The organism is Niallia sp. FSL W8-1348, from assembly GCF_038006745.1.
In the GTDB taxonomy this organism is placed as follows: domain Bacteria; phylum Bacillota; class Bacilli; order Bacillales; family Cytobacillaceae; genus Niallia; species Niallia alba.
In genome coordinates, this window is sequence record NZ_JBBOVV010000001.1 from 1,817,501 (window position 1) to 1,844,340 (window position 26,840).

Sequence of the window (26,840 nt, forward strand, 5' to 3'; positions counted from 1 at the left end):
TCCTGTTTGCTCCCCACGCTTTCGCGCCTCAGCGTCAGTTACAGACCAAAGAGTCGCCTTCGCCACTGGTGTTCCTCCACATCTCTACGCATTTCACCGCTACACGTGGAATTCCACTCTTCTCTTCTGCACTCAAGTCCCCCAGTTTCCAATGACCCTCCACGGTTGAGCCGTGGGCTTTCACATCAGACTTAAAGGACCGCCTGCGCGCGCTTTACGCCCAATAATTCCGGACAACGCTTGCCACCTACGTATTACCGCGGCTGCTGGCACGTAGTTAGCCGTGGCTTTCTGGTTAGGTACCGTCAAGGTACAAGCAGTTACTCTTGTACTTGTTCTTCCCTAACAACAGAGCTTTACGATCCGAAAACCTTCATCACTCACGCGGCGTTGCTCCGTCAGACTTTCGTCCATTGCGGAAGATTCCCTACTGCTGCCTCCCGTAGGAGTCTGGGCCGTGTCTCAGTCCCAGTGTGGCCGATCACCCTCTCAGGTCGGCTACGCATCGTTGCCTTGGTGAGCCGTTACCTCACCAACTAGCTAATGCGCCGCGGGCCCATCTGTAAGTGACAGCGAGATGCCGTCTTTCAGCTTTCCACCATGTGGTGGAAAGAATTATCCGGTATTAGCTCCGGTTTCCCGAAGTTATCCCAGTCTTACAGGCAGGTTGCCCACGTGTTACTCACCCGTCCGCCGCTAACTTTAAAAGCAAGCTTTTAAAGTCCGCTCGACTTGCATGTATTAGGCACGCCGCCAGCGTTCGTCCTGAGCCAGGATCAAACTCTCCAATAAAGAGTTGATTAGCTCATTGCTAAACTCTAGCTTTTTTGTTACTTGTTTTTGTTCTATAACGTTCGTTATAAAACGATTATTGTTGACGTTTGTTTGTTCAGTTTTCAAAGAGCAATTTGTTTGTTGCTTATCAGAGGCAACTTTTATATAATATCACAATATTCATTTGAAAGTCAATAACTTTTTTCAGAAAAAATTCAACTGTCAAATTATCATACTGGCGTCGCTTTTAGAAGCAACTTTTGTATAATAGCAATTATTGACTAAATCGTCAACTACTTTTTTATCGTTCTATTAAACTTTGGGAATAAATAACCGGAGCGCACTTGGATCCATCAATTTTTATTAATCCTATTCGATTTATTTTCCCCTCTATCTTTTCATTTATCTCTAAACAATAACTATATGCCTCCTGTAGCTTTTCTTGAGAAAGTCTATTAGCTAAAGTGCAATGCGGAACCCATTTTCCAGGAAGGTATAACGAGTCTTCCTCTTTATTATAAGAAGCAAAATATTGATGATGATTAGAATGAAAATCTATTAGCCCTTTTGTTACAGTCGGGGAATAAAAGAGTGTTCGTGTACTCACAAAAGATCCTATTGTTTGAAAATCAAGTTGGACTTGTCTCTTATTTTTATAAAATATTTCTATCTCATTTATAAAATTCTTTACAGGGATTTCCTTATAGCTAGCTATAGTAATATGTGGTACTCTATCTTCCACCTCTTGCGCATAATAGGAGATTTTATTACTCTCTAATCCTTCCCACATCTTTTTTATCTTTTGTTCTAACGTAGCATCAAATAAAGCAATTACAGCATACATTACGAAATCACTCTTCCTTATTAGTAAATAGCTCTTAGCTAATTTTATTAGAAGTTTATCATACAACAATTGAAAATGCTCTACACTATCTCATAATTTAATAAAGAGAGATTATTAAATTAAATTCAGCAAAAAATAATTTAATTAATGAACGATTTGCTGAAGTTAACCGTCTTATGATTTGAAAAGGAAAGGGGGCATCAAACTAATTTTGGAGAACGAGAAGAAACTTATCATACTTGCAAAGAAAGGAAATGAAGATGCCTTCGTAAATTTATTTCAATTACACTACTCCTTTCTATATAAATATTTGCTAAAACTGACTTTAAATGAAGAAACCAGTTCAGATTTAGCACAGGAAACGATGTTGAAATGTTACGAAAAACTCCACTCTTTTAATGGAGACAGTAAGTTTTCGACCTGGTTGATTGCCATTGCTTCAAGACTCTATATCGATCAACTTCGAAAGCAAAAAAGGGAAACAAATTGGATCAACCAAACAAAAGTTGCTTTATCTAGACAGTTAACATGGAAAGCAAAATCTCAGGGGATAGAATGGAGTGACACTTTTACTGATTTCAATAATTTAGAAGCAGAATTCCGTATTCCCATTCTTCTTCGCCACTATTATGGCTACACCTATGAGGAAATCGGGGAATTGCTTCAAATTAGACCAGGAACAGTAAAGTCTCGGGTTCATAACGGCATAAAGAAACTAAGAAAGGAGTGGACATTCCATGATGAATGATAATAATCAATCAGAAAAAATTATAAAAAACTTACAAGAAGATTGGAATCAACTCGAAAAACTTTCTACTAGCGAAGAACCATCTGCACTTTTCTTGAAGGATAATCTGCAACACTATCAATCCCGAAAGAAAAAAGCGTTCTATAGAGAATTAAAGTTGTTTATTATAACAGCTATCTTTTTGCTTAGTTGTTTGTCTATCCTAGCATTCCAAACCCTTTATATTATAGCCATTATAGAAGTTGCATCTATCATAGTTGCTCCTATTGTTTACTTTATGCTAACGCGAAAACAAGAAGGGAAGATATTCGATGACAGAAATTAACCCTTATTTATTATTTCTACTTATTCTCGCCCTCTTAGCACAAGGAACCTTTCTTTTTATTCACGCAAAAAAAAATAGGAGCTTCGCATGGTTTTGGGGGATATGGGGATTAATTTCTCTTCCACTCCCTTCTATTATCTACTTACTATTTATTATCTTGCCGCAAAAGCAAAAAAGAAAAGCGCGAAAGGAGAAATAACATTGGAAGAATTATTACATGTAAACTGGTCACTTATAGCTCCCATTCTTATTCTTCAATTTATATTAACAATTACAGCACTTATTAGCTGTATCAAACAGGGAGATACAAATGGACCAAAATGGTTATGGATTCTACTTATCCTATTTATTAGTTTATTTGGTCCCATTTTATATTTTGTAGTTGGTAGAAAAAATAACTAGGAGGCATAAAGATGTTCGTACAAGTAAATCAATTACAAAAAGTATTTAAAGGGCATACAGCAATTAAAGGAATTACCTTTAATATAAAAGAAGGAAGTTGCACTGCATTACTAGGACCAAACGGAGCTGGTAAAACAACAACACTTCATATGCTGTCAGGTTTATTATCCCCGACAAAGGGCACTATTACTTACAGCGAAGAAAGGGATTATCGCAGTCATATCGGTTTTATGCCTCAGCATCCTACTTTTTTTAATTGGATGACTCCCATTGAGTTTCTGCAATTCGCAGGTAAACTATCAGCAGTTCCAAAACATCTGTTAAAAGAACAAGTAAACAATACTCTCTCTTTCGTAGGACTAACAGAGGCAAAGAACAGGAAGATTGGTGGTTTTTCTGGCGGAATGAAACAACGACTAGGATTAGCCCAAGCAATTTTACATCAGCCAGAGCTATTAATCCTAGATGAACCAGTTTCTGCTTTAGACCCTACTGGAAGAAGAGAAGTTCTTACACTTATGGAGAAATTAAAAGAAAGAATGACTATCCTTTTTTCCACACATGTGCTTCACGACGCAGAACAAGTTTGCGATGAAGTTCTTATGTTAAAAGATGGAGAAATAAAATGGGATGGTTCCTTAACCTCCCTAAAAAGAACCTTTTCGCACACAGCTATCCATATCGAAACGGTAGAACCTATAAAAAACGCTTTTGATAATCTAATAAAGCCACATACTATTCACTTTACCACTGAAAATAATGCGACTATTTTAGAAATAACACCTTCTTTGCATACAAACGATTTATTAACTACTCTAATAAGTAAAGGATACACAATTCAACGCTTTGAAGTAACAGAGGATTCTCTAGAGGATGTCTATATGACGGTGGTTGAGATATGAAAAATTTTATCACTTTATTTCAAAAAGAAATGCTAGAAAGTAAAAGAAACGGAAAATGGATTTGGCTTCCAGTAGTTATAATGATTTTAGGAATTTCCCAACCAATTACAACTTACTATATGCCACAAATTATTGAGAAGGCCGGAAATCTACCCGAAGGCGCGAAGATTGAATTTCCAGTCCCTACAGGAGCAGAAGTATTAGCAGCTACTTTATCTCAATACGGAACAATTGGTACACTTTTATTTGTCCTAGCCACAATGGGAGTTATCTCCCAAGAACGTCAAAATAATGTACTTACCCTTATTATGGCACGCCCTGTTACTGCCTTCCAATACATAGCCAGTAAATGGTCAAGTCAGGTTATCATTGCATTAACCTCCTTGTTTTCAAGCTATGTTCTGACATGGTATTATACAAATTTATTATTTTCACCTGTTCGATGGATAGATGTACTTATTAGCTTCCTAATATATAGCCTATGGATAATTTTTATTCTCACTTTCACCATTTGGTTAGGAACATTCTTAAGAAATAGTGGCGGTATTGCTGGCGTAAGCATAACATTACTAGCTGCCCTTTCCTTACTCACCGGACTTGCAACCAAATATATGAAATGGAGTCCTGCTACATTAAGGGATCAAGCAACTAGCATCTTAATAGACCAAAAAAATCTCGATACATTCTTTCTACCTGTTTTTTCAACAATCATACTATCAATTATTCTTTTTGCACTAGCAGTAAACACTTTAAAACGATTTGAGCACTTTTGATAGGGATTAGGACAAAACAATGGAATCAAAGGTAGGAGAGAAGTTTCAATATAACAATGCAGGATATATCTTGCTGGGATTAATCGTGGAGCAAATCAGCGGATTTTCTTTTACTGATTATATCGAGGAATATATCTTTAAAAAAGCAGGTATGAAAAATTCTGGTTATTATGAATTCGATGCACTTCCCAAAGACACTGCATTAGGTTATATTGATTTACCTAATGGTAGATGGAAAACGAATATTTACTCATTGCCTGTAAAAGGTGGTTCTGACGGAGGAGCATTTGTCACCGCAGATGATATGGTAAGTTTATGGGACGCACTTCTAAACAACCTATTACTAAGCCAAGAATATACTCGCAAGTTACTTACACCATTTACTCAAACAAAAAAGTTAACCGGATTTTATGGTTATGGGATATGGATTGAGAAAAGGAATAATAGTGTTGTTAAATATCATATTATGGGATATGACCCTGGAGTTAGCTTTCACTCTGCTTTTTACCCTAATTCACTAATTACAACTGTTATTTGCTCAAATAAATCTGATGGTGCCTATAACATCGCGAGAGAGATTGAAGATGAATTATTGTTAATAACAGAATAAATACACATTCCTACAAAAAGACCTAAAAGCAATAAGCTTTTAGGTCTTTTTAATTGCCTGGCGACGTCCTACTCTCACAGGGGGAGAACCCCCAACTACCATTGGCGCTGAGAAGCTTAACTTCCGTGTTCGGTATGGGAACGGGTGTGACCTTTTCGCTATCGCCACCAGACTATTTTATTTTGAGGTTATTCCCTCAAAACTAGATTATGAAGTAAAAGAAAGAAATAAGTAATCTTTCTTAGCTTACGCTAAGAGTTTTTTAGTTAAGTCCTCGATCTATTAGTATCAGTCAACTCCACATGTCGCCACGCTTCCATCTCTGACCTATCAACCTGATCATCTTTCAGGGATCTTACTAGCTTACGCTATGGGAAATCTCATCTTGAGGGGGGCTTCATGCTTAGATGCTTTCAGCACTTATCCCTTCCGCACATAGCTACCCAGCGATGCCTTTGGCAAGACAACTGGTACACCAGCGGTGCGTCCATCCCGGTCCTCTCGTACTAAGGACAGCTCCTCTCAAATTTCCTACGCCCACGACGGATAGGGACCGAACTGTCTCACGACGTTCTGAACCCAGCTCGCGTACCGCTTTAATGGGCGAACAGCCCAACCCTTGGGACCGACTACAGCCCCAGGATGCGATGAGCCGACATCGAGGTGCCAAACCTCCCCGTCGATGTGGACTCTTGGGGGAGATAAGCCTGTTATCCCCGGGGTAGCTTTTATCCGTTGAGCGATGGCCCTTCCATGCGGAACCACCGGATCACTAAGCCCGACTTTCGTCCCTGCTCGACTTGTAGGTCTCGCAGTCAAGCTCCCTTGTGCCTTTACACTCTACGAATGATTTCCAACCATTCTGAGGGAACCTTTGGGCGCCTCCGTTACTTTTTAGGAGGCGACCGCCCCAGTCAAACTGCCCACCTGACACTGTCTCCCACCCCGATCAGGGGTGCGGGTTAGAATGTCAATACAGCCAGGGTAGTATCCCACCAATGCCTCCACCGAAGCTGGCGCTCCGGCTTCCAAGGCTCCTACCTATCCTGTACAAGCTGTACCAAAATTCAATATCAGGCTGCAGTAAAGCTCCACGGGGTCTTTCCGTCCTGTCGCGGGTAACCTGCATCTTCACAGGTACTATAATTTCACCGAGTCTCTCGTTGAGACAGTGCCCAGATCGTTACACCTTTCGTGCGGGTCGGAACTTACCCGACAAGGAATTTCGCTACCTTAGGACCGTTATAGTTACGGCCGCCGTTTACTGGGGCTTCAATTCAGAGCTTCGCACTACACGTGCTAACCCCTCCTCTTAACCTTCCAGCACCGGGCAGGTGTCAGCCCCTATACTTCGCCTTGCGGCTTCGCAGAGACCTGTGTTTTTGCTAAACAGTCGCCTGGGCCTATTCACTGCGGCTCTCTCGGGCTTTAACACCCAAAAGAGCACCCCTTCTCCCGAAGTTACGGGGTCATTTTGCCGAGTTCCTTAACGAGAGTTCTCTCGCTCACCTTAGGATTCTCTCCTCGCCTACCTGTGTCGGTTTGCGGTACGGGCACCATAAATCTCGCTAGAGGCTTTTCTTGGCAGTGTGGAATCAGGAACTTCGGTACTATATTTCCCTCGCCGTCACAGCTCAGCTGACATGGTAATGGGATTTGCCTCATTACCGGCCTAACTGCTTGGACGTGCTAATCCAACAGCACGCTTACCCTATCCTCCTGCGTCCCCCCATTGCTCAAATGATTTAAAGGTGGTACAGGAATATCAACCTGTTGTCCATCGCCTACGCTTTTCAGCCTCGGCTTAGGTCCCGACTAACCCTGAGCGGACGAGCCTTCCTCAGGAAACCTTAGGCATTCGGTGGATGAGATTCTCACTCATCTTTCGCTACTCATACCGGCATTCTCACTTCTAAGCGCTCCACCAGTCCTTACGGTCTAGCTTCAACGCCCTTAGAACGCTCTCCTACCACTGACATCATAGATGTCAATCCACAGCTTCGGTGATACGTTTAGCCCCGGTACATTTTCGGCGCAGAGTCACTCGACCAGTGAGCTATTACGCACTCTTTAAATGGTGGCTGCTTCTAAGCCAACATCCTGGTTGTCTAAGCAACTCCACATCCTTTTCCACTTAACGTATACTTTGGGACCTTAGCTGGTGGTCTGGGCTGTTTCCCTCTTGACCACGGATCTTATCACTCGTAGTCTGACTCCCAAGAATAAGTATTTGGCATTCGGAGTTTGTCTGAATTCGGTAACCCGATGGGGGCCCCTAGTCCAAACAGTGCTCTACCTCCAATACTCTCAATCTTGAGGCTAGCCCTAAAGCTATTTCGGAGAGAACCAGCTATCTCCAAGTTCGATTGGAATTTCTCCGCTACCCACACCTCATCCCCGCACTTTTCAACGTGCGTGGGTTCGGGCCTCCATCCAGTGTTACCTGGACTTCACCCTGGACATGGGTAGATCACCTGGTTTCGGGTCTACAACCACATACTATTTCGCCCTATTCAGACTCGCTTTCGCTGCGGCTCCGTCTTTTCAACTTAACCTCGCATGTAATCGTAACTCGCCGGTTCATTCTACAAAAGGCACGCTATCACCCATAAAAGGGCTCTAACTACTTGTAGGCACACGGTTTCAGGATCTATTTCACTCCCCTTCCGGGGTGCTTTTCACCTTTCCCTCACGGTACTGGTTCACTATCGGTCACTAGGGAGTATTTAGCCTTGGGAGATGGTCCTCCCTGCTTCCGACGGGATTTCTCGTGTCCCGCCGTACTCAGGATACACTCAAGAGGGAACGAAGTTTCGACTACAGGGTTTTTACCTTCTACGACTGACCTTTCCAGATCGATTCGTCTACCCCGTTCCTTTGTAACTCCATATAGAGTGTCCTACAACCCCAAGAGGCAAGCCTCTTGGTTTGGGCTAATCCCGTTTCGCTCGCCGCTACTCAGGGAATCGCGTTTGCTTTCTCTTCCTCCGGGTACTTAGATGTTTCAGTTCCCCGGGTCTGCCTTCAGTACCCTATGTATTCAGGTAAAGATTCTATCCCATTACGGATAGAGGGTTCCCCCATTCGGAAATCTCTGGATCAAAGCTTACTTACAGCTCCCCAAAGCATATCGGTGTTAATCCCGTCCTTCATCGGCTCCTAGTGCCAAGGCATCCACCGTGCGCCCTTTCTAACTTAACTTAGTTGTCGGCTAAAGATAAACTTCACATCTCTTCGTCAGCTTCTTCACTCTGCTCCTCACGTACTGTCGTACGCTCCGGTGCTCGCTCCGTCGCTTCCTTGACCTGCTCGTTTCTCTTTACCCTCCATTCTTTGAATAGGTATTCGTTTAATACGATTACTTTTCAAAGAAATAATTCTCTAACATAGAGAATCTAAGATGGCGATTACTCGGTTTCTTTCTTGTTTTTACTATTCATAATCTAGTTTTCAAGGAACAATTTCGGCTAAAGATAAACTTCGCATCTCTTCGTCAGCTTCTTTGCTCTGCTCCTCACGTACTGTCGTACGCTCCGGTGCTCACTCAGGCGCTTCCTTGATCTACTCGTTTCTCTTTACCCTCAAACTTCTTACTGTTTTGAGGAATTAATTGCTCCCTCAAAACTGAACAACAAATCGTCAACAATCTATGATGGAATGTAAATTCCATTTTCCTTAGAAAGGAGGTGATCCAGCCGCACCTTCCGATACGGCTACCTTGTTACGACTTCACCCCAATCATCTATCCCACCTTAGGCGGCTGGCTCCAAAAGGTTACCCCACCGACTTCGGGTGTTACAAACTCTCGTGGTGTGACGGGCGGTGTGTACAAGGCCCGGGAACGTATTCACCGCGGCATGCTGATCCGCGATTACTAGCGATTCCAGCTTCATGTAGGCGAGTTGCAGCCTACAATCCGAACTGAGAATGGTTTTATGGGATTTGCTCGACCTCGCGGTTTTGCTGCCCTTTGTACCATCCATTGTAGCACGTGTGTAGCCCAGGTCATAAGGGGCATGATGATTTGACGTCATCCCCACCTTCCTCCGGTTTGTCACCGGCAGTCACCTTAGAGTGCCCAACTTAATGCTGGCAACTAAGATCAAGGGTTGCGCTCGTTGCGGGACTTAACCCAACATCTCACGACACGAGCTGACGACAACCATGCACCACCTGTCACTCTGTCCCCCGAAGGGGAACGTCCTATCTCTAGGAGTGTCAGAGGATGTCAAGACCTGGTAAGGTTCTTCGCGTTGCTTCGAATTAAACCACATGCTCCACCGCTTGTGCGGGCCCCCGTCAATTCCTTTGAGTTTCAGCCTTGCGGCCGTACTCCCCAGGCGGAGTGCTTAATGCGTTTGCTGCAGCACTAAAGGGCGGAAACCCTCTAACACTTAGCACTCATCGTTTACGGCGTGGACTACCAGGGTATCTAATCCTGTTTGCTCCCCACGCTTTCGCGCCTCAGCGTCAGTTACAGACCAAAGAGTCGCCTTCGCCACTGGTGTTCCTCCACATCTCTACGCATTTCACCGCTACACGTGGAATTCCACTCTTCTCTTCTGCACTCAAGTCCCCCAGTTTCCAATGACCCTCCACGGTTGAGCCGTGGGCTTTCACATCAGACTTAAAGGACCGCCTGCGCGCGCTTTACGCCCAATAATTCCGGACAACGCTTGCCACCTACGTATTACCGCGGCTGCTGGCACGTAGTTAGCCGTGGCTTTCTGGTTAGGTACCGTCAAGGTACAAGCAGTTACTCTTGTACTTGTTCTTCCCTAACAACAGAGCTTTACGATCCGAAAACCTTCATCACTCACGCGGCGTTGCTCCGTCAGACTTTCGTCCATTGCGGAAGATTCCCTACTGCTGCCTCCCGTAGGAGTCTGGGCCGTGTCTCAGTCCCAGTGTGGCCGATCACCCTCTCAGGTCGGCTACGCATCGTTGCCTTGGTGAGCCGTTACCTCACCAACTAGCTAATGCGCCGCGGGCCCATCTGTAAGTGACAGCGAGATGCCGTCTTTCAGCTTTCCACCATGTGGTGGAAAGAATTATCCGGTATTAGCTCCGGTTTCCCGAAGTTATCCCAGTCTTACAGGCAGGTTGCCCACGTGTTACTCACCCGTCCGCCGCTAACTTTAAAAGCAAGCTTTTAAAGTCCGCTCGACTTGCATGTATTAGGCACGCCGCCAGCGTTCGTCCTGAGCCAGGATCAAACTCTCCAATAAAGAGTTGATTAGCTCATTGCTAAACTCTAGCTTTTGTATTACTTGTTTTCATTCTATAACTCTCGTTACAGAACGATTATTGTTGACGTTTGTTTGTTCAGTTTTCAAAGAGCAATTTGTTTGTTGCTTATCAGAGGCAACTTTTATATCATACCAGCCTATATTAAATAAGTCAATTACTTTTTTAATATAATTTTTCTTTCACTATTAATCAAATGAATCAATAGGTTCTTGTAAGGCTATTTTTATATAATAACAGCTATCAGTACTTTCGTCAATAATAATTAAACAAAAAAATAGAAATCAAGAGCAACCTGTTGATATGACTATTTACTTCTGGTTTATTCTTACTCCTATATATTATTCCAATAAAGTGACCTATACGGATCATTAGTTAAAGCAACGTCTTGAACACCATCATCTAAACTTTTCATTTCTACTTATAACATAGAAAAAACTCGATCATGAGACCGAGTTCTTTCTATATATTCTATTACTTAGTAATCGTTATTACATCTTCCTCTTTAAGTTCAACTTTACCAAGTTTATTGATTTGTACAGCTTCACCTTCAGCTAAGTTCGTAAACACAACTGGTGTAATAGTTGCTGTTGCATTTTCTTTAATATAGTCAAGATTCACTTTCAACAGAGGTTGTCCTTGTTTAACTTGATCATTTTCTGAAACAAGTGTTTCGAAACCTTCCCCTTTTAATTTAACTGTATCAATACCAAAGTGAATTAGAATTTCACGACCGTTTTCAGCCAAAATTCCAAGAGCATGTTTTGTTGGGAATAAGTTAACAATTTTCCCATCAACCGGAGATACTACTGTTCCGTCTGAAGGAATAATTGCAAAACCGTCTCCCATCATTTTACCTGCAAATACAGCGTCAGGTACATCTGTAATAGCTACTAATTCCCCTTTGATTGGAGCAACAAAAGAATCTTCGCCAGTTACATTACTTTGTAAAGCACTTGGATTTACATCTTCAATTTGTTCTTGTACTTCTTTCTCCATAGAAGGCTGAGCAGCAGGACGTGGTCTTTTCCCACTCATAATATCTCTCATTTGACCTTTGATCGTCTCTGAACGAGGACCGAAGATAGCTTGAATATTATTACCAACTTCAAGCACTCCAGCAGCACCTAGTTTTTTCAATCGATTCTTATCAACGGATTTAATATCATTAACAGATACACGAAGACGAGTAATACAAGCATCTAAATGCGCAATATTATCTTGTCCACCCATTGCTTCTAATACTTCGTATGGAAGATCACTAGTTGTTCCTGCTACACCACTTTCACTTTCTTCTGTTTCATCTTCTCTACCTGGTGTTTTCAGGTTAAATTTACGAATTGCAAAACGGAAACCGAAATAGTAGATAACAGCAAACACTAAACCTACAGGAATAATAATCCATGCATTTGTCTGTGGATTAATTAAACCGAATAACACATAGTCGATTAAACCACCTGAGAATGTCATACCTACTTTTACATTTAATAACTGCATTGTCATAAAAGATAAACCTGCAAATACAGCGTGAATTCCAAACAATACTGGAGCCACAAATAAGAATGAGAATTCTAACGGCTCAGTAATACCTGTTAAGAAAGAAGTTAATGCCGCTGATGCCATTAACCCACCAACGATTACTTTTTTCTCAGGACGAGCTTCATGATATATAGCAAGAGCTGCCGCAGGTAATCCAAACATCATGAATGGGAATTTACCAGTCATAAATGTACCTGCAGTTAATTCTGCTCCATCTTTAATTTGTTCCATAAAAATACGTTGATCTCCACGAATAGTGTCACCAGCCGCATTTACATATGAACCAAATTCATACCAGAATGGTGAGTAGAAAATGTGATGTAATCCAAACGGAATTAAAGAACGTTCAATTACTCCAAAAATAAACGCAGAAAGCGTTAAGTTTGCATGCACCATATTTTGTGAAAATGCATTTAAAGCATTTTGAATTGGTGGCCAAACAATAATCATTACTAATCCTAAAATCACAGCAGTTGCCGCTGTAATAATTGGTACAAATCGTTTACCAGCAAAGAAACCTAAATAAGATGGCAATTCAATTTCAAAGAATTTATTATACATTCCAGCAGCTATTAGACCTACGATAATACCACCGAAAACTCCAGTAGCAAGCGTAGGAACTCCTAAGATGCTAGCATAATTTAATCCATTAACGTCTTCAGCTGTTAATCCTAAAGCAGTACCCATCGTTACATTCATAATTAGGTACCCGATGATAGCGGCTAGACCAGCAACACCTTCACCGCCAGCTAATCCAACAGCTACCCCAACCGCAAACAATACTGGTAAGTTTGCGAAAACAATATCTCCAGCATTTTGCATAATCGATGCTACCATTGCTACTCCACTATTATCTAGAAATGGAGCTAAATCTAATAGCGCAGGGTTTTTAAGCGCTGCACCTAGTGCAAGAAGTATCCCCGCTGCAGGTAAAAGCGCAACTGGCAACATAAGTGCTTTACCAACTTTTTGTAAAACACCAAAAATCTTTTTAAACATTTTGTCAGCCTCCTAAGTTATTTTTTTCGGCTCAAAAAGTGTTCTCAATCAAGGATAAAAAACAAAAAGGCATGAGTAAATAGAGATTGAAATAAACCTTCAAGGGTAGGTTACCCTAAAACTTTTAAATCAATCATCTTTTTAACTCATGCCTGATCGGATCAGTAACACGTTTATTAATAATTGCTATTATTTAACTTTTTTCTGAAGTCTTTGCAGATGCATCGTCAGATATACTGCTTCTGCTTGAAAGACTGGCTTTTTAAGTACTTGTTGCATTACTTTTATGAGCTTCCAAGCAAGATTATAGCATAGGGGATATTCATTCTTCAATAGCAAAGTTATTTTTTCTGGTTCTTCTACTTTTTCTCCTGTATTGACACGTTCAATCGCGAAACGCAAATGTCTAACAAGGCGCATATAATCGATACTATCTTTATTAATTTTTATTTCTAGTTGTTCTTCTATTAAATTCACAAGATGTGTAACTAACTGTGAATGCTGATTGACTTCTGACAAACTTTTGTTCATCATTGCACTATGAATATGCAAAGCGATGAAACCGATTTCACCTACTGGTAATTGAAGCCCTGTTTGTTCTCCGATTAAATTCACAACCTCTTCTGCGATTGTGTATTCAAACGGGTACAACGCCTTTGTTTCAATCAGAAACGGATTATTTAATACAAGCCCGTTCGTAATGCGGGATGCAGCGAACACAATATGATCCGTTAACGCTATATGGATATGCTCATTCAGCTTTGCATTCGTCTTGTTTTTAATCAGTTCTATAGATGAAACTATTACATCTAGCAACTCATTATCCACTTGAGGAAGAAGCTTCAGGTAATTAGATTGCTCTTTTTCATCCTTTAAGACAAATAGCTTCTCCACAATATTCATATCAATATAATCTCCGCTTTTCTGATTAAAGCCTATTCCTTTTCCTATAAGCACTACTTCTCCATAGGATGGATGGTCTCCAATGAGTACATTATTATTCAGCGCTTTCTTTATTAGTAAATTAGGCATACTTATTTCCCCACTTCAACAGACTTCTCGGTAACTCAATGTTATTAAAGTCTTTATAGTAAGTCAACGAAAAAATAAGAAAAAGGACATCCAAAAATGGATATCCCTTTCCTTTTTAAAAGATATTGATCCGATTTAACAAGAATGTCTATTGTAAGAAAATAAAGTACAGAGCAAAAATAACAAAGAATACGTACATAATTGGATTAATATCCTTAATACGTCCTTTTACAATCATCACAATCGGATAGAAGATAAATCCTACAGCGATCCCTGTTGCAATACTGTATGTTAAAGGCATTGCTATAATTGTCAAGAACGCTGGAACCGCTACTTCAAACTTAGTCCAATCGATTTTTCCAAGGGATGAAACCATCAATATACCTACTACAACTAAAGCCGGCGTTGTAACAGCAGACGTTACAACTTCCAATAACGGGAAGAAGAACAACGATAGTAAGAAAAATCCTGCTGTAACCACTGCCGCGAAGCCAGTACGAGCTCCTGCCGCAACCCCTGCGGATGATTCAATATAAGAAGTTGTTGTAGATGTACCGAATATAGAACCTACCATAGATGCAATTGAATCTGCGAATAATGCTTTTCCTGCTCTTGGTAGTTTATTATCTTTCATAAGACCAGCCTGATTTGCCACAGCCACCAATGTACCTGCATTATCAAAGAAATCAACAAATAAGAACGTTAAAATAACTACTAACATGCTTTGTGTATAAAATCCTGGATCACCAAGCGCTGAGAATAACGCACCAAATGTTGGCTCAATACTTGGTACAGCTGAAACGACTTTAGATGGAGTATCGATTACACCGAAGATCATTCCAACTACTGCTGTGATGATCATTCCATAGAATACACCACCATGAATTCCTCTAACCATTAAAATAATCGTAATAAAAATACCGAAAATCGCTAGCAATGTGCTTGGATTGGTTAAATCACCAATATGTACAAGCGTCGCTGGATTATCAACAATGATTTGAGAGTTTTGCAATCCGATAAATGTGATAAATAACCCAATACCTGCGCCTACCGCAAGTTTTAATTCAACTGGAATAGCATTAATTAATTTTTCGCGAAGTCCAGAGATTGTTAATAGTAAGAAAAACACACTGGAAATAAATACTGCTGCTAACGCATATTGCCATGGATGTCCTTGTGTTAATACAACGGTATAAGCAAAATAGGCATTCAGACCTAAACCTGGAGCTAATGCGATTGGATAGTTAGCGAAAATACCCATAATAAGAGATCCTACTGCTGCAGCAAGTGCTGTCGCTACAAACACTGCTCCATAATCCATACGCAACGCATCAGGAAGATCTGCAACGTCCCCTAATGTTAATGTAAATGGATTTACTGCTAAAATATAAGCCATCGCAAGGAATGTAGTGAAACCACCTAAAAATTCTCTGCGGTAATTTGTGCCTAGTTCTTCAAACTTGAAAAACTTCTTCATTGATCTTTCCCCTCTCATGCATGTTTTAATAATCTACTAAAACAAAAAAACACTCCTACGATTAAGGAGCGTTGACTAAGGGTTTGTGCTATATAGGAAGGGAAAATTACTTAATAAAATATAAATGATTTCATAAATATTCCCTATATACACACTTACCTCGTAGTCAAGCTATTTACGGTAGCTCGGTAGAAACTTTCGGGCCGTATTCCCCAATATTATACGAGTTAAATCTATTTCAGTTGTAAATCTAGTTTAACAGTTTGACGAATGCTCGTCAACACAAAAAAGCGAACAATTGTAATAAAAAACATGAAATCGTTCGCTTTTCGACACAGAATTTATTTAATTATACTTGCTTGGGCAACAGCTAAACGAGCGGCAGGAATACGATAAGGTGAACATGATACATAGTCAATGCCAATTTTCCGGAAGAAAGCTATCGATTTAGGATCTCCACCGACTTCTCCACAAATACCAATCATCATGTTCTCTTTTGTTTGACGTGCTTTCGTTACAGCAAATTTAATTAATTCCCCTACACCATTCTGATCAAGAGTTTGGAAAGGATCTTGCGTCATAATACTTCTCTCTTTGTAAGAATTAATAAATTTTCCAATATCATCCCTTGAAAAACCATATGTCATTTGCGTAAGATCATTTGTCCCAAAACTAAAAAAATCAGCATCTTGAGCAAGTTGATCGGCAATTATACAGGCACGTGGTAATTCAATCATTGTTCCTATTTCATATGGAAATGGCTCCATTTGATGCTTTTTAAAGATATTTTCAATCGTATCCATTAAAAATCCTTTAACATAAGCTAGTTCCTCTTTTTCAGCAACGAGAGGAATCATAATTTCAGGAAAGACAGTATTACCTTCTTTTGTTAACTGAATCGCACTATTGAATATAGCCTCTACTTGCATTTGATAAATTTGTGGTTCGGTAATTCCCAAGCGGCAACCACGATGTCCTAACATCGGATTAGTTTCCTGAAGCCGTTTCATTTGTTCTTCAACCATTGATGGATATTTGTCTAACTTCGCCGCTAATTGTTTGATCTCCTTGAAGTCATGAGGCAGAAATTCATGCATAGGTGGATCTAATAAGCGAATGACCATCGGCTTATCTTTAACGACTTGAAACATCTGGTAAAAATCTTCTTGTTGGAAAGTAAGTAATTTTTCTAACGCTAATTTGATTTCTTGTTTATTCTCCGCCAATATCAATCGTCGCATTTCGAGCACCCGTTCTTCACCAAAGAACATATGCTCCGTCCTTGCTAATCCTATACCGGTAGCCCCAAATTCGATCGCTTTCTTTAAATCTTGGACTGTCTCAGCATTCGCACGAACTTGTAATTCAGCATAATCATCAGCCCAAGAGAGAAGCAGCTGCAAATTTTGGTCATTTTCTACTACAACAGTCGGTACTTCACCAAGGTACAATCTACCAGCACTGCCATCGACAGAGAGAAGGTCACCTTCAGTTAAAATACGTTCTCTACAAGTAATTGTTTTCAATTCTTCATTGACAGTTAATGCTTCACATCCTGTTATACAGCAAGTTCCCATTCCTCGAGCAACAACTGCTGCATGCGAAGTCATTCCACCTCGACTTGTAACGATAGCCTCGCTGACAATCATTCCTTCAATATCTTCCGGTGAAGTTTCTTGACGTACAAGAATCACTTTCTTTCCAAGAGCACGATACTCTTTAGCTTTTTCCGATGTAAAAACGATTTCTCCTGTAGCTGCACCAGGACTAGCAGGTAATCCTTCTGCCAATAACTCGACGTTTTGGATAGCTTTCACATCAAAAATAGGATGAATGAGTTGATCAATTGTTTCAGGTGAAATACGTAAAACAGCCTCCTTTTTTGTAATCAAACCTTCATTAACTAAATCTAATGCAATTTTCAAAGTGGCTTTAGCCGTCCGCTTTCCGTTTCTTGTCTGAAGAATAAATAATTCCCCATTTTCAATAGTGAATTCAATATCCTGCATGTCTTTATAATGTTGTTCCAGTATATTTGCATACCTTTTAAAATCCGCATATGCTTCGGGAAGGATTTGCTGTAATGCCTCGATAGATTCTGGTGTACGAATACCCGCTACCACATCTTCCCCTTGAGCATTTAGCAAAAATTCGCCGAACAATTTGTTTTCACCTGTTGCAGGATTCCTTGTAAAAACTACACCTGTACCACTGTCATTCCCACTATTTCCAAAAACCATTGATTGAATGTTTACTGCGGTTCCTAAATGATGAGGAATTTCATGCATGTCGCGGTAAACTTTCGCTCGGTGATTATTCCATGATTTAAAAACGGCTTTGGTAGCTTCAAATAATTGATCTATAGGATCTTGAGGAAAAAAAGTATCATTTTCAATAAATAGCGCTTTAAAAGACTCAATTAATTGCAAATGTTCATTTTCTTGAAAATCTGCCATTGTTTTGCTAAATTGTTTTTCCATTTTTTGCAGGCGCACATTAAATTTATCTTTGTGGATGCCGTATACTACATCACCAAACATTTGTAATAATCTTCGATAACAGTCAAATGCAAAATCCATACTAGTTAATCTAGCTAAAGATTGAACTCTAAGATCGTTTAACCCTAAGTTAAGAATTGTATCCATCATCCCTGGCATTGAAAATGCTGCACCACTTCTTACGGAAACCAATAAAATCTTTTCATCGCCTGTAAAAGATTTTTTTGTCTCTACCTCTAAGTTTTTAATCGCTTTCAAAATGTCTTTTCTTAACGATCTTTCAAAAAAAGAAGGTTCTTCTAAATACTTCATACAGCTTTCAGTTGTAACTGTGAATCCTGGAGGCACTGGTAAACCTAAGCGAGTCATCTCAGCCAAATTTGCTCCCTTGCCACCTAAGAGTTCTTTGTCTTCACTACGTCCTTCTTTGAAAAAATAAATCAACTTTTCCATTAGCCGCCTCCTTATATATGTATCACATTAATCTCTTTTTCACTTTAATATGACACATATATAATTGTCAATACAAAAATAATACACATATTAAAGTTGAATAATTAATTTATATATGTATAATAGAACGCATAATGATAATACTCATATTTTTGTAGTCTAATTAATCTATATTTTTAGGAGATAATAATGAAACTAAGCGAAAGACAAGAACAAATTATTAAAATTGTTAAAGAATATCAACCGGTGAGTGGAGAAAAGGTTTCTGATTTATTGGATGTCTCAAGAGCCACCTTAAGATCGGATTTATCTTTTTTAACGCTTGTCGGAATCTTACAAGCTACCCCAAAAATTGGGTACACCTATTCGGGATCAGATTTAGAAAAATTTTTCTTTTTTAAAACTTTTAATACAAAAGTAAATGAGATAATGATGCCGCCGTTAATGATTAATCAAGATACTTCCATTAGAGATGCCATAACAACTTTATTTATGTATGACGTAGGCTCATTGTATGTCACTGGGGAAGAAAAACTTTTATTAGGTATTTTATCAAGAAAGGATTTATTGCGGGCATCATTAAATACAAATATTGATAATACACCTGTAGCTGTCTGCATGACTCGTGTACCTCACATTAAGTTTTGTAAAAAGAACATGGATATCTTAGAAGTGGCAAGTATTCTTCAAGATTTTGAAGTAGATTCATTACCTGTTGTTGATGATGACAATGAGAGGAAAGTGATTGGTAAAATCACTAAAACTAGAATACTAAATTTCATTATTCAACAAGCAAGAAATGCAGAATTAAATGGATAGAGGAGATTTTTTATGAAAAATGAAATCATTGTATATACAATTTCCGATTCAATAGGGGAAACTTCACAAAAACTATTAGCAGCCGTAACTGCTCAATATCCAGATTTGGTATTCAACAATAGCTACAGATTTTCATTTGTTAACAAAGAAGAAGAATTAATGGATATATTACGTGATGCGTTAAAGGACAAAGCCGTAGTGATTAGTACATTAGTCGACAACCATTTAGCTACTGTCGCTAATGACTTTAGTAGAGAAACAGACTTACATTACTTGGATTTAATGAATCCTTTTTTTGAAATTATTAAATCTAAAACAGGTTTTACCCCAATAGAAGAGCCTGGTATTGTTCATAAGTTAGATAAGGAATATTTTAATAAAATAGCAGCAATCGAATTTGCAGTAAAATATGATGATGGAAAGAACCCACAAGGATTTCTTCAGTCGGATGCAGTAATACTTGGTGTATCTCGTACTTCAAAGACACCTTTAAGTATGTATTTAGCAAATAAAGGTTATAAAGTTTCGAACTTACCACTTATCCCTGAAGTTCCTTTACCTCAAATTTTAGATAAAGTAGAAGGACAGAAAATAATTGGATTGGTTTGTAAACCGGAGAATTTATCAAGAATTAGAAGTAACCGCTTAGATTCTTTAGGGTTGAGTAACTCATCTAGTTATACAAATTTAGTAAGAATTTATGAAGAATTAGAGTATTCAAAGCTAGTATTTGAAAAGCACAATGCATATGTTATTGATGTAACAGATAAATCGATTGAAGAAACAGCTTATCTTATAGAAAAACATTTAAAGAATTTAAAATAAAACTGAATTTCATTTATTTTTTTTCTTGATTGATAGCGAGCAGTGGGCGACCTTCGGAACACCATATAGAATTACACTTACAACATTTATTAATTTACAACCTAGGGTGTTGTTAAAGCATTGTTAGCAGTACATCATATAGTAACGGCTTTATTCCAATAAAAAAAACCAATGACTTTGAAATAAATTACGTCAAAATCATTGGTTACTATAATTATGTTCCAATTATTGCTTTTTAAATCAATTCATAATGAGGAATAGTTCACTTATGAAAAATTACTCCCACTCAATCGTAGCAGGCGGCTTACTAGTAATGTCATACACAACGCGGTTAATATGCGCCACTTCATTAACGATTCTTGTGGAAATTACTTCTAGTACATCCCAAGGCAGTCTTGCCCAGTCAGAAGTCATTCCATCAATGGAAGTAACGGCGCGAATTCCGATTGTATAATCATACGTACGTGCATCCCCCATTACCCCGACACTGCGGATATCCGGAAGAACAGTAAAGTATTGCCATACATCACGATCTAAGCCAGCTTTTTTAATTTCTTCTCGTAAAATTGCGTCAGACTCACGAACAATTTCTAATTTCTCTTCTGAAATTGCACCCAATACGCGAATTCCTAAACCAGGACCAGGGAAAGGTTGTCTCCACACAATTTCATCAGCAATTCCTAATTCTGTTCCTAGAGCACGCACTTCATCTTTAAATAACGTATTTAAAGGTTCAATTAATTGGAACTGCATATCCTCAGGAAGTCCTCCTACATTATGATGGGACTTAATTGTTTGAGCAGTAGCTGTACCACTTTCAATAATATCTGTGTAAAGTGTACCTTGTGCTAAGAAATCAATTCCTTCTAATTTTGCTGCTTCATCATCAAATACATAGATGAATTCATTTCCGATAATTTTACGTTTTTTCTCTGGATCACTTACGCCTTCTAGTTTAGACATAAAGCGTTCTTTTGCATCCACTTTAATTACATTCATGTTAAAGCCTTCAGAGAAAGTTTTCATAACGCCTTCTGCTTCGTCTTTACGAAGAAGACCGTGGTCAACAAATATACATGTTAATTGATCACCAATTGCTTTGTGGATCAAAACAGCAACAACAGAAGAATCTACTCCACCACTAAGGGCACAAAGAACTTTTTTGTCGCCAACTGTTTGACGAATTTTTTCCATTTCGATTTCAATGAAGTTCTCCATGGACCAATCACCTTTGCATCCACAAACACCGAACACAAAGTTTTTCAATAATTCATTTCCATATACAGAGTGACGAACTTCTGGATGGAATTGAACTGCATATAATCCTTTTTCTTCATTACTCATAGAAGCGATAGGACATGATGCACTTGTTGCATCAATAGTAAACCCCGCTGGAGCTTCAACTACTAAATCACCATGGCTCATCCAAACGATTTGTTCTGTTGGAAGGTCAGCGAATAGTTTAGAGCTGTTTTCAATATTGATCGCTGCTTTTCCATATTCACGATGCTTTGCTTTTTCCACTTTTCCGGCAAAATGCTGGGTCATCAATTGCATCCCATAACAAATACCGAAAATAGGAAGTCCTAAATCGAATATTTTCTCATCTACGCCAAATGCATTTTCGTCGTATACACTATTAGGGCCACCTGAGAAAATTATTCCTGCAGGATTTAATGCCTTAATCTCTTCAGCAGTAATGGTATGTGGATGCAACTCACTATATACACCAAATTCTCTTATTCTTCTTGTAATCAATTGATTATATTGACTACCAAAGTCTAGGACAACAATCATTTCCTGACCTTCGATATGCGCTTTCCCCATTCCTATTCACCCCAATTAATCTATTTGAATTTCTCTTATTACTATTTCCAAACACCTTCATCATTCATGCTTCTTATCTCTAAATTCACAGTCTTTTTTTTAGAAAAAAAGACTAGAATCGGCCTCAAATAAAAACGAAGGCAGAATTCTAGTCTTTGGATTCCCACATAAAGCTAAACTGGAAAGACTTATCTGCCTTCATAGTCAGATCATTTAAGGCGACCCGGTAGAGACTCTCGAACCATATTATCGAGGATATATGAAGGAATAATATATAGATGAGAATATTGTAACAACATGTCGAATCGATGGTCAAGCTGTTGTTTTTTTAATTAAATTTTCCCACAATTCCCTTAACTCTTCCCAAGTCTCTTTTTGTATCTGACCTTTATACAGATATTCCTCATATTTAGCAGTCAATTGGCTCATTTCTTTACTGGAATAAATGTGATCTATTTGCTTCGCATACTCCCTCAAGGTAATTTCTTCCTTCTTTTGAAGTCCGGCTATCTCTAATAAATGCAGCAACACAATATACGCTTTTGGAAAATTACCTTCATCCTTTATGTCTTTAAACTTCCAAATATAATAATATGGCATCCATTTATAGCGAAATTTATAAACAGTAAATCCAACCACAACAATGATTACTAGAACTAGAGCAATCCACTGCCAATTTTCTTTTGCGGCAGTTGTGTAATTTCTCCATCCTTCTGTAGCTGGTGATGTAGGCTCCATTGTTTGTTCTGGATCTTCCGGTTTGTTTTCTGGAGTTTCCGGTTGTTGCTCCTGTCCCTCTGGCGTTTGTGTTTCAGTACTTTCCGTATTTCGATCGGTTTCCACGTCATTCAGATACGTATTAGCATTTGAGAATCCTTGTGTTGGTTCAAAGGAAACCCAACCAACCTCTGGAAAATAGACCTCTACCCAGGAATGTGCATTGTTATTTGTTACTTCATAACGGCGAATCTCCCCATCTGTCTCTACAAATTCTCCTTCTGTAAAGCCTTTTACCCATCGAGATGGAATACCAATCGAACGCAGCAATGTAACCATTGAAGTGGAATAATTATCACAATAACCTAGCTTTGTTTCAAATAAGAATTGATCCACATAATCCTCATCCCCTTCTGGAATTGCAACATTACTTTGGCTGTAGACAAAACCATTAGCAGAGAAATAGGTTTCTATCGCCCTTACCTTCGCAAAGACATTTTCATCATTTTTTGTTATATCAGCAGCAAGATCTTGCACTCTTTGCGGCAGCGAATCAGGCAGCTGAAGATAGCGATTCGCCATATCTGGATTATCCCTCACAAAGGCCTCCATATCAGCTGTTGTTAAAGCATTTAAACTATATTCTGGTACATCATATTTAACAGAGTAGCTTTCTACATATCCGTTAAACACACCACGCTCATTTCCGCTTTCAATTTCCATATACGAATTAGTTGCGGATACTTCTTTTACACCTAACGGATAAAGTAGATAGGAAAAAGCATTGGCAAATTGCACCGTGCTTTCTGATTCCGTTCGCTTCACACTCTCCCCTTCCACAAAGGAAACAAATGGAATGTCGCCACCATGATCTAATACTTCAAAGTTATCTCGACTTAATTTTAAAGATTCCTCAGACTGTACCCACCCTTTACCTGTATACGTATCTTTCGTTTCCACTTTCCAATAATGCGGCTCCTCTACTTCCGAAACAAAGACTAAGGAAGAATCCCCAATAAAGTCTCCACCTAATCTGGAATCATCTACACTGTATCCAACTCGATGGACACCATTTCCTTGGCCTTCTCCTTCATCCTCTCCTCCTTTATTCCCCATTGTCTGAATAAACGGAACAGGATCTGGCCATATAGGATCTGCTTTTGGTGTTAAATAGCCAATCCCTGCACTCACGATTACACATAGAAACAATGGAATCATCCATCTCAAAATAGAGCCTCGCGTATTCCCAACGTTTTCTTTTTCATTTATTCGAAAGAATGTTAACATTCCCATTGCTGTAAACCCAATGATAACTGTACGAATAATAGCATTATTAGCACTGTAAATCGTAAAAGTATCTAACACTGTAATAAAAATAATGGTCAGTAAAAAGAAAGTAAAAATCTTTCTTCTCTTAATTAGCCAGTAATCAATTAAATATGCCATTAGCCATAACAAAATAAAGCACAGACAGCTTTTAAACATGTTCGTCATTTCCGGCCAACTAGTATTAAATACCAATGCTAAATTATCAATAAACTCCGTAACAAAAGGCTGAATCCACTGGAAAGTTAAGAACGAGCCTTCATAATATAGATATTGAAGAATAAATATTATATATATCGTCTTAATTGTTCCACTTAACAAGCTCGGAACTCGCAAAAAGGCTAACAATAAAGAGAGTGCAAGAAATAGATTAAAAACAATCACATTGTCTGTATTTGTTAATTCCTCCAATGGCCTGAGCCATTCCCATATTAAAAAAAATCCTAAAATGTATAATAGAAAATTGGCTATTGTGATGTCTTTTTTGTTAAATGATGTACTCATTTAAGCCACCACCTCCCCAAACGCCTCTTTAAACCTGCCTTCTGAAACAGGGATAACTCGAATGCCTCTTTTTGCAGCGAAAGCACTTAATGTTTTTTCTCCACTAGATAGACCTTCCTTTTTACCTGCAATGACAAACACAGCGATATTATATCTTTTGCTAGCTAGCCATCCAGCTTTATCGACTAGTTCTCTCGTCAATTGAGACGTGATTAACATAATGGTAGCCTGTGGCTGTAATTGACTACTTTCATTATCTAGCACCTCAGATAGTGTTATATTCTTTGCGGTACGAACTTTCGCTAAATGGTAGAGTAATAGCTGTTGCTGGCTTTCTCCTCCTCTTATTGGAAAAATCGTCCGATCAGAATCAACTGATAGTAAGCCAACTTGGGCACCTTTTTTTAAAATGGCACGGATGATAGAAGCAGTAAAAGAGACTACCGTTTCGAATCTTTTATTCTCCTGACAATCCATTACAATCATAATGTCATGAGACTGTTTTTGTTCAAATTCTTTCGTCATCATGGTATTACGCCTTGCACTTGCTTTCCAGTTAATCCAAGAAAAACGGTCACCTGGCTGATATTCTCTTATGCCCACAGCCATCGTCGTATCTCGTTGAACTCTCTCTTTTGAAGAGGTCATTCCCTGTTCATAGTGATTTTCCAGCGGTTTGTATACCATTTCTTCAACAGGAGGATACACAAGAATTCGATCGACTTGGATATAGGCCTTTTCTTTCTCAATAAGGCCAAGTGGATCACCCATTTGTAAAAAAATCTGATCAAATACATGCTCTCCCCTTGGCAACTCTTTTACCGTATATTTAAAAGTGAGTCTACGCTTAAAACCAGGCATCAACATTTTCTTTCCCATTATTTTTTCTCCGATAGTGGAGCTAAAAGAATCTCTCACCACAATATAGAAAACTGGGAAAAATGTATTCCTCGTTAATTCAATTTCCACATGCATTTCTTCTTTAGCACTATATTCATACTTTAAAATCTTTCGTTTTACTTGCCAGTCTCTAATAGGATACGCCGCAACGAATAAACCGTATAAAGCAAATGGTAAAAAGCTATAAAATAAAAACCAGCTTACAAACCCACCTTGGAACATGGCATAAGAAAATACCATCGCTATTAGTAAAAATAGCAAGATTAATTTCCAAATCCGATTTAGCTTTTGCAAAAATCTTTTCATTACTTCACTAACCTTTGCACTGGCACAGGCACTCGCCCAAGGATTCGATCGATAATCTCTTCAGCTGTAATTCCATCAAATTTTGTTTCTGATTTCAGGATAATTCGATGAGCAAAAACAGCTTTCACTAAAAATTGTACATCATCTGGAATAATATAATCTCTTCCTTGAATAAAGGCATAGCTTTGTGCTGCTCTCATTAGAGCAATAGAACCCCTAGGACTAACTCCCAAATAGATACTTGCATGATCTCTTGTTGCAGTCGCAAGTTCTACTATGTATTTTTTTATCGTATCGTCCACATACACTTGCCTTACTTCATATTGAAGAGTCAGCAGCTCATCCAAGCTCACAACAGACTCTAATTTTTCAATTGGCGCTGCTACTTGGACTCTAGTTAGCACTTCCATTTCTTCTTCTACAGTTGGATATCCCATATGCATTTTCAATAAGAAGCGATCAAGTTGTGCTTCTGGAAGAGGATAGGTTCCTTCATATTCAATTGGATTCTGGGTCGCCATCACAAAGAATGGTTTTTGTAAATGATGGGTAATTCCATCAATCGTAACACTACTCTCTTCCATTGCTTCCAAAAGGGCGGATTGTGTTTTCGGAGAAGTTCGATTGATCTCATCTGCTAAAATAATATTCCCCATGATTGGCCCCGGAACAAATTGAAATTCCAGCTCTTTCGGATTATAAATGGAGACTCCTGTTACATCAGAGGGTAGTAGGTCTGGGGTGAATTGAATTCTACGAAAATTAGCACCAACTGATTTTGCTAAAGCTCTCACCATCATTGTTTTCCCAACACCTGGCACGTCTTCTAATAAAACATGTCCTTGAGCAAGTAAAGCAATTAAGCTCAATTCTGCAACGTCCCTTTTTCCAATCATCACCTTTTCGATATTACCGATTATTCTGTCAATTATCAAACTATGATTTCCTGCCATGCTTCTCCTCCTGTTGTATTTTCGATTAATTTATCATTCT

Annotated in this window: 17 protein-coding genes, 4 rRNA genes and 2 riboswitches (1 of these 23 cut by a window edge); of the genes, 8 read left to right on the forward strand and 13 right to left on the reverse strand. The window is 39.0% G+C overall.

Features of this window, described 5'->3' with window-relative positions; translation table 11 throughout:
• Both NST60_RS08620 and NST60_RS08625 read right to left on the reverse strand, forming a co-directional pair.
• Window positions 1-792, reverse strand: a 16S ribosomal RNA gene (locus NST60_RS08620); it reaches 757 nt to the left of the window's first position.
• 283 nt (window positions 793-1,075) lie between these two features.
• On the reverse strand, window positions 1,076-1,618 hold the full coding sequence (locus tag NST60_RS08625; protein WP_101728792.1) for a 2'-5' RNA ligase family protein: 543 nt from the start codon (window positions 1,616-1,618) through the stop codon (window positions 1,076-1,078).
• Between the two features lie 211 nt (window positions 1,619-1,829).
• Between NST60_RS08625 and sigY the strand changes: the two genes are divergently transcribed.
• The 6 genes from sigY to NST60_RS08655 all read left to right on the forward strand — a co-directional run bounded on the left by sigY (window position 1,830) and on the right by NST60_RS08655 (window position 5,378).
• The gene (gene sigY, locus NST60_RS08630) at window positions 1,830-2,366 is read left to right on the forward strand and encodes an RNA polymerase sigma factor SigY (RefSeq protein WP_341098662.1); all 537 of its coding nucleotides are present in this window, start codon (window positions 1,830-1,832) and stop codon (window positions 2,364-2,366) included.
• A complete protein-coding gene (locus NST60_RS08635; protein ID WP_016205440.1) occupies window positions 2,356-2,691 on the forward strand; it encodes a YxlC family protein in 336 nt (111 codons plus the stop codon). Before sigY ends, NST60_RS08635 begins: the two co-directional genes overlap by 11 nt.
• Before the next feature lie 201 nt (window positions 2,692-2,892).
• A complete protein-coding gene (locus tag NST60_RS26760; RefSeq protein WP_016205438.1) occupies window positions 2,893-3,093 on the forward strand; it encodes a PLD nuclease N-terminal domain-containing protein in 201 nt (66 codons plus the stop codon).
• An 11-nt stretch (window positions 3,094-3,104) separates the two neighbouring features.
• Window positions 3,105-3,995: an ABC transporter ATP-binding protein gene (locus NST60_RS08645; RefSeq protein ID WP_341098665.1), complete on the forward strand. Its 891-nt coding sequence runs from the start codon at window positions 3,105-3,107 to the stop codon at window positions 3,993-3,995.
• Entirely contained in the window at window positions 3,992-4,768 is a 777-nt protein-coding gene (locus NST60_RS08650) for an ABC transporter permease (RefSeq protein ID WP_016205436.1), read from the forward strand. The genes NST60_RS08645 and NST60_RS08650 overlap by 4 nt, the downstream gene beginning before the upstream one ends.
• Window positions 4,769-4,787: 19 nt before the next feature.
• Window positions 4,788-5,378 (forward strand): serine hydrolase domain-containing protein, encoded by a 591-nt coding sequence (locus tag NST60_RS08655; protein WP_341098666.1) that lies wholly within the window; start codon window positions 4,788-4,790, stop codon window positions 5,376-5,378.
• A gap of 55 nt (window positions 5,379-5,433) precedes the next feature.
• Here the strand turns inward: NST60_RS08655 and rrf are convergent.
• From rrf to ppdK, 7 genes are all read right to left on the reverse strand, one after another.
• A 5S ribosomal RNA gene (gene rrf, locus NST60_RS08660) occupies window positions 5,434-5,550 on the reverse strand.
• A gap of 90 nt (window positions 5,551-5,640) precedes the next feature.
• Window positions 5,641-8,579: ribosomal RNA gene (locus tag NST60_RS08665) — 23S ribosomal RNA — on the reverse strand.
• A 478-nt stretch (window positions 8,580-9,057) separates the two neighbouring features.
• Window positions 9,058-10,606 (reverse strand): 16S ribosomal RNA (locus NST60_RS08670).
• Together the 16S, 23S and 5S rRNA genes form the textbook arrangement of a ribosomal RNA operon.
• Window positions 10,607-11,099: 493 nt before the next feature.
• Complete coding sequence (ptsG, locus tag NST60_RS08675; protein ID WP_016203979.1) at window positions 11,100-13,163, reverse strand: glucose-specific PTS transporter subunit IIBC; 2,064 nt, start codon at window positions 13,161-13,163, stop codon at window positions 11,100-11,102.
• A gap of 189 nt (window positions 13,164-13,352) precedes the next feature.
• The gene (gene glcT, locus NST60_RS08680; protein WP_016203980.1) at window positions 13,353-14,195 is read right to left on the reverse strand and encodes a glucose PTS transporter transcription antiterminator GlcT; all 843 of its coding nucleotides are present in this window, start codon (window positions 14,193-14,195) and stop codon (window positions 13,353-13,355) included.
• A gap of 148 nt (window positions 14,196-14,343) precedes the next feature.
• Complete coding sequence (locus tag NST60_RS08685) at window positions 14,344-15,672, reverse strand: NCS2 family permease (protein WP_101728860.1); 1,329 nt, start codon at window positions 15,670-15,672, stop codon at window positions 14,344-14,346.
• A 143-nt stretch (window positions 15,673-15,815) separates the two neighbouring features.
• A riboswitch (purine riboswitch) is annotated at window positions 15,816-15,918 on the reverse strand.
• A gap of 95 nt (window positions 15,919-16,013) precedes the next feature.
• Window positions 16,014-18,623, reverse strand: a complete 2,610-nt coding sequence (gene ppdK, locus NST60_RS08690; protein WP_169187768.1) for a pyruvate, phosphate dikinase — start codon at window positions 18,621-18,623, stop codon at window positions 16,014-16,016.
• A gap of 189 nt (window positions 18,624-18,812) precedes the next feature.
• Between ppdK and NST60_RS08695 the strand changes: the two genes are divergently transcribed.
• Window positions 18,813-19,442: a CBS domain-containing protein gene (locus tag NST60_RS08695; RefSeq protein WP_016203982.1), complete on the forward strand. Its 630-nt coding sequence runs from the start codon at window positions 18,813-18,815 to the stop codon at window positions 19,440-19,442.
• A 12-nt stretch (window positions 19,443-19,454) separates the two neighbouring features.
• Window positions 19,455-20,267, forward strand: a complete 813-nt coding sequence (locus NST60_RS08700; protein WP_101728857.1) for a pyruvate, phosphate dikinase/phosphoenolpyruvate synthase regulator — start codon at window positions 19,455-19,457, stop codon at window positions 20,265-20,267.
• Between the two features lie 276 nt (window positions 20,268-20,543).
• On the opposite strand, the gene guaA is transcribed toward NST60_RS08700, so the two are convergent.
• The 4 genes from guaA to NST60_RS08720 form a co-directional block, all read right to left on the reverse strand.
• Window positions 20,544-22,094 (reverse strand): glutamine-hydrolyzing GMP synthase, encoded by a 1,551-nt coding sequence (gene guaA, locus NST60_RS08705; RefSeq protein ID WP_169187765.1) that lies wholly within the window; start codon window positions 22,092-22,094, stop codon window positions 20,544-20,546.
• 181 nt (window positions 22,095-22,275) lie between these two features.
• A riboswitch (purine riboswitch) is annotated at window positions 22,276-22,377 on the reverse strand.
• A 29-nt stretch (window positions 22,378-22,406) separates the two neighbouring features.
• Entirely contained in the window at window positions 22,407-24,641 is a 2,235-nt protein-coding gene (locus NST60_RS08710; RefSeq protein ID WP_169187764.1) for a DUF4129 domain-containing transglutaminase family protein, read from the reverse strand.
• Window positions 24,642-25,847, reverse strand: a complete 1,206-nt coding sequence (locus NST60_RS08715; RefSeq protein ID WP_016203986.1) for a DUF58 domain-containing protein — start codon at window positions 25,845-25,847, stop codon at window positions 24,642-24,644.
• Entirely contained in the window at window positions 25,847-26,800 is a 954-nt protein-coding gene (locus NST60_RS08720; protein WP_101728855.1) for an AAA family ATPase, read from the reverse strand. Before NST60_RS08720 ends, NST60_RS08715 begins: the two co-directional genes overlap by 1 nt.
• Window positions 26,801-26,840: the final 40 nt, after the last annotated feature.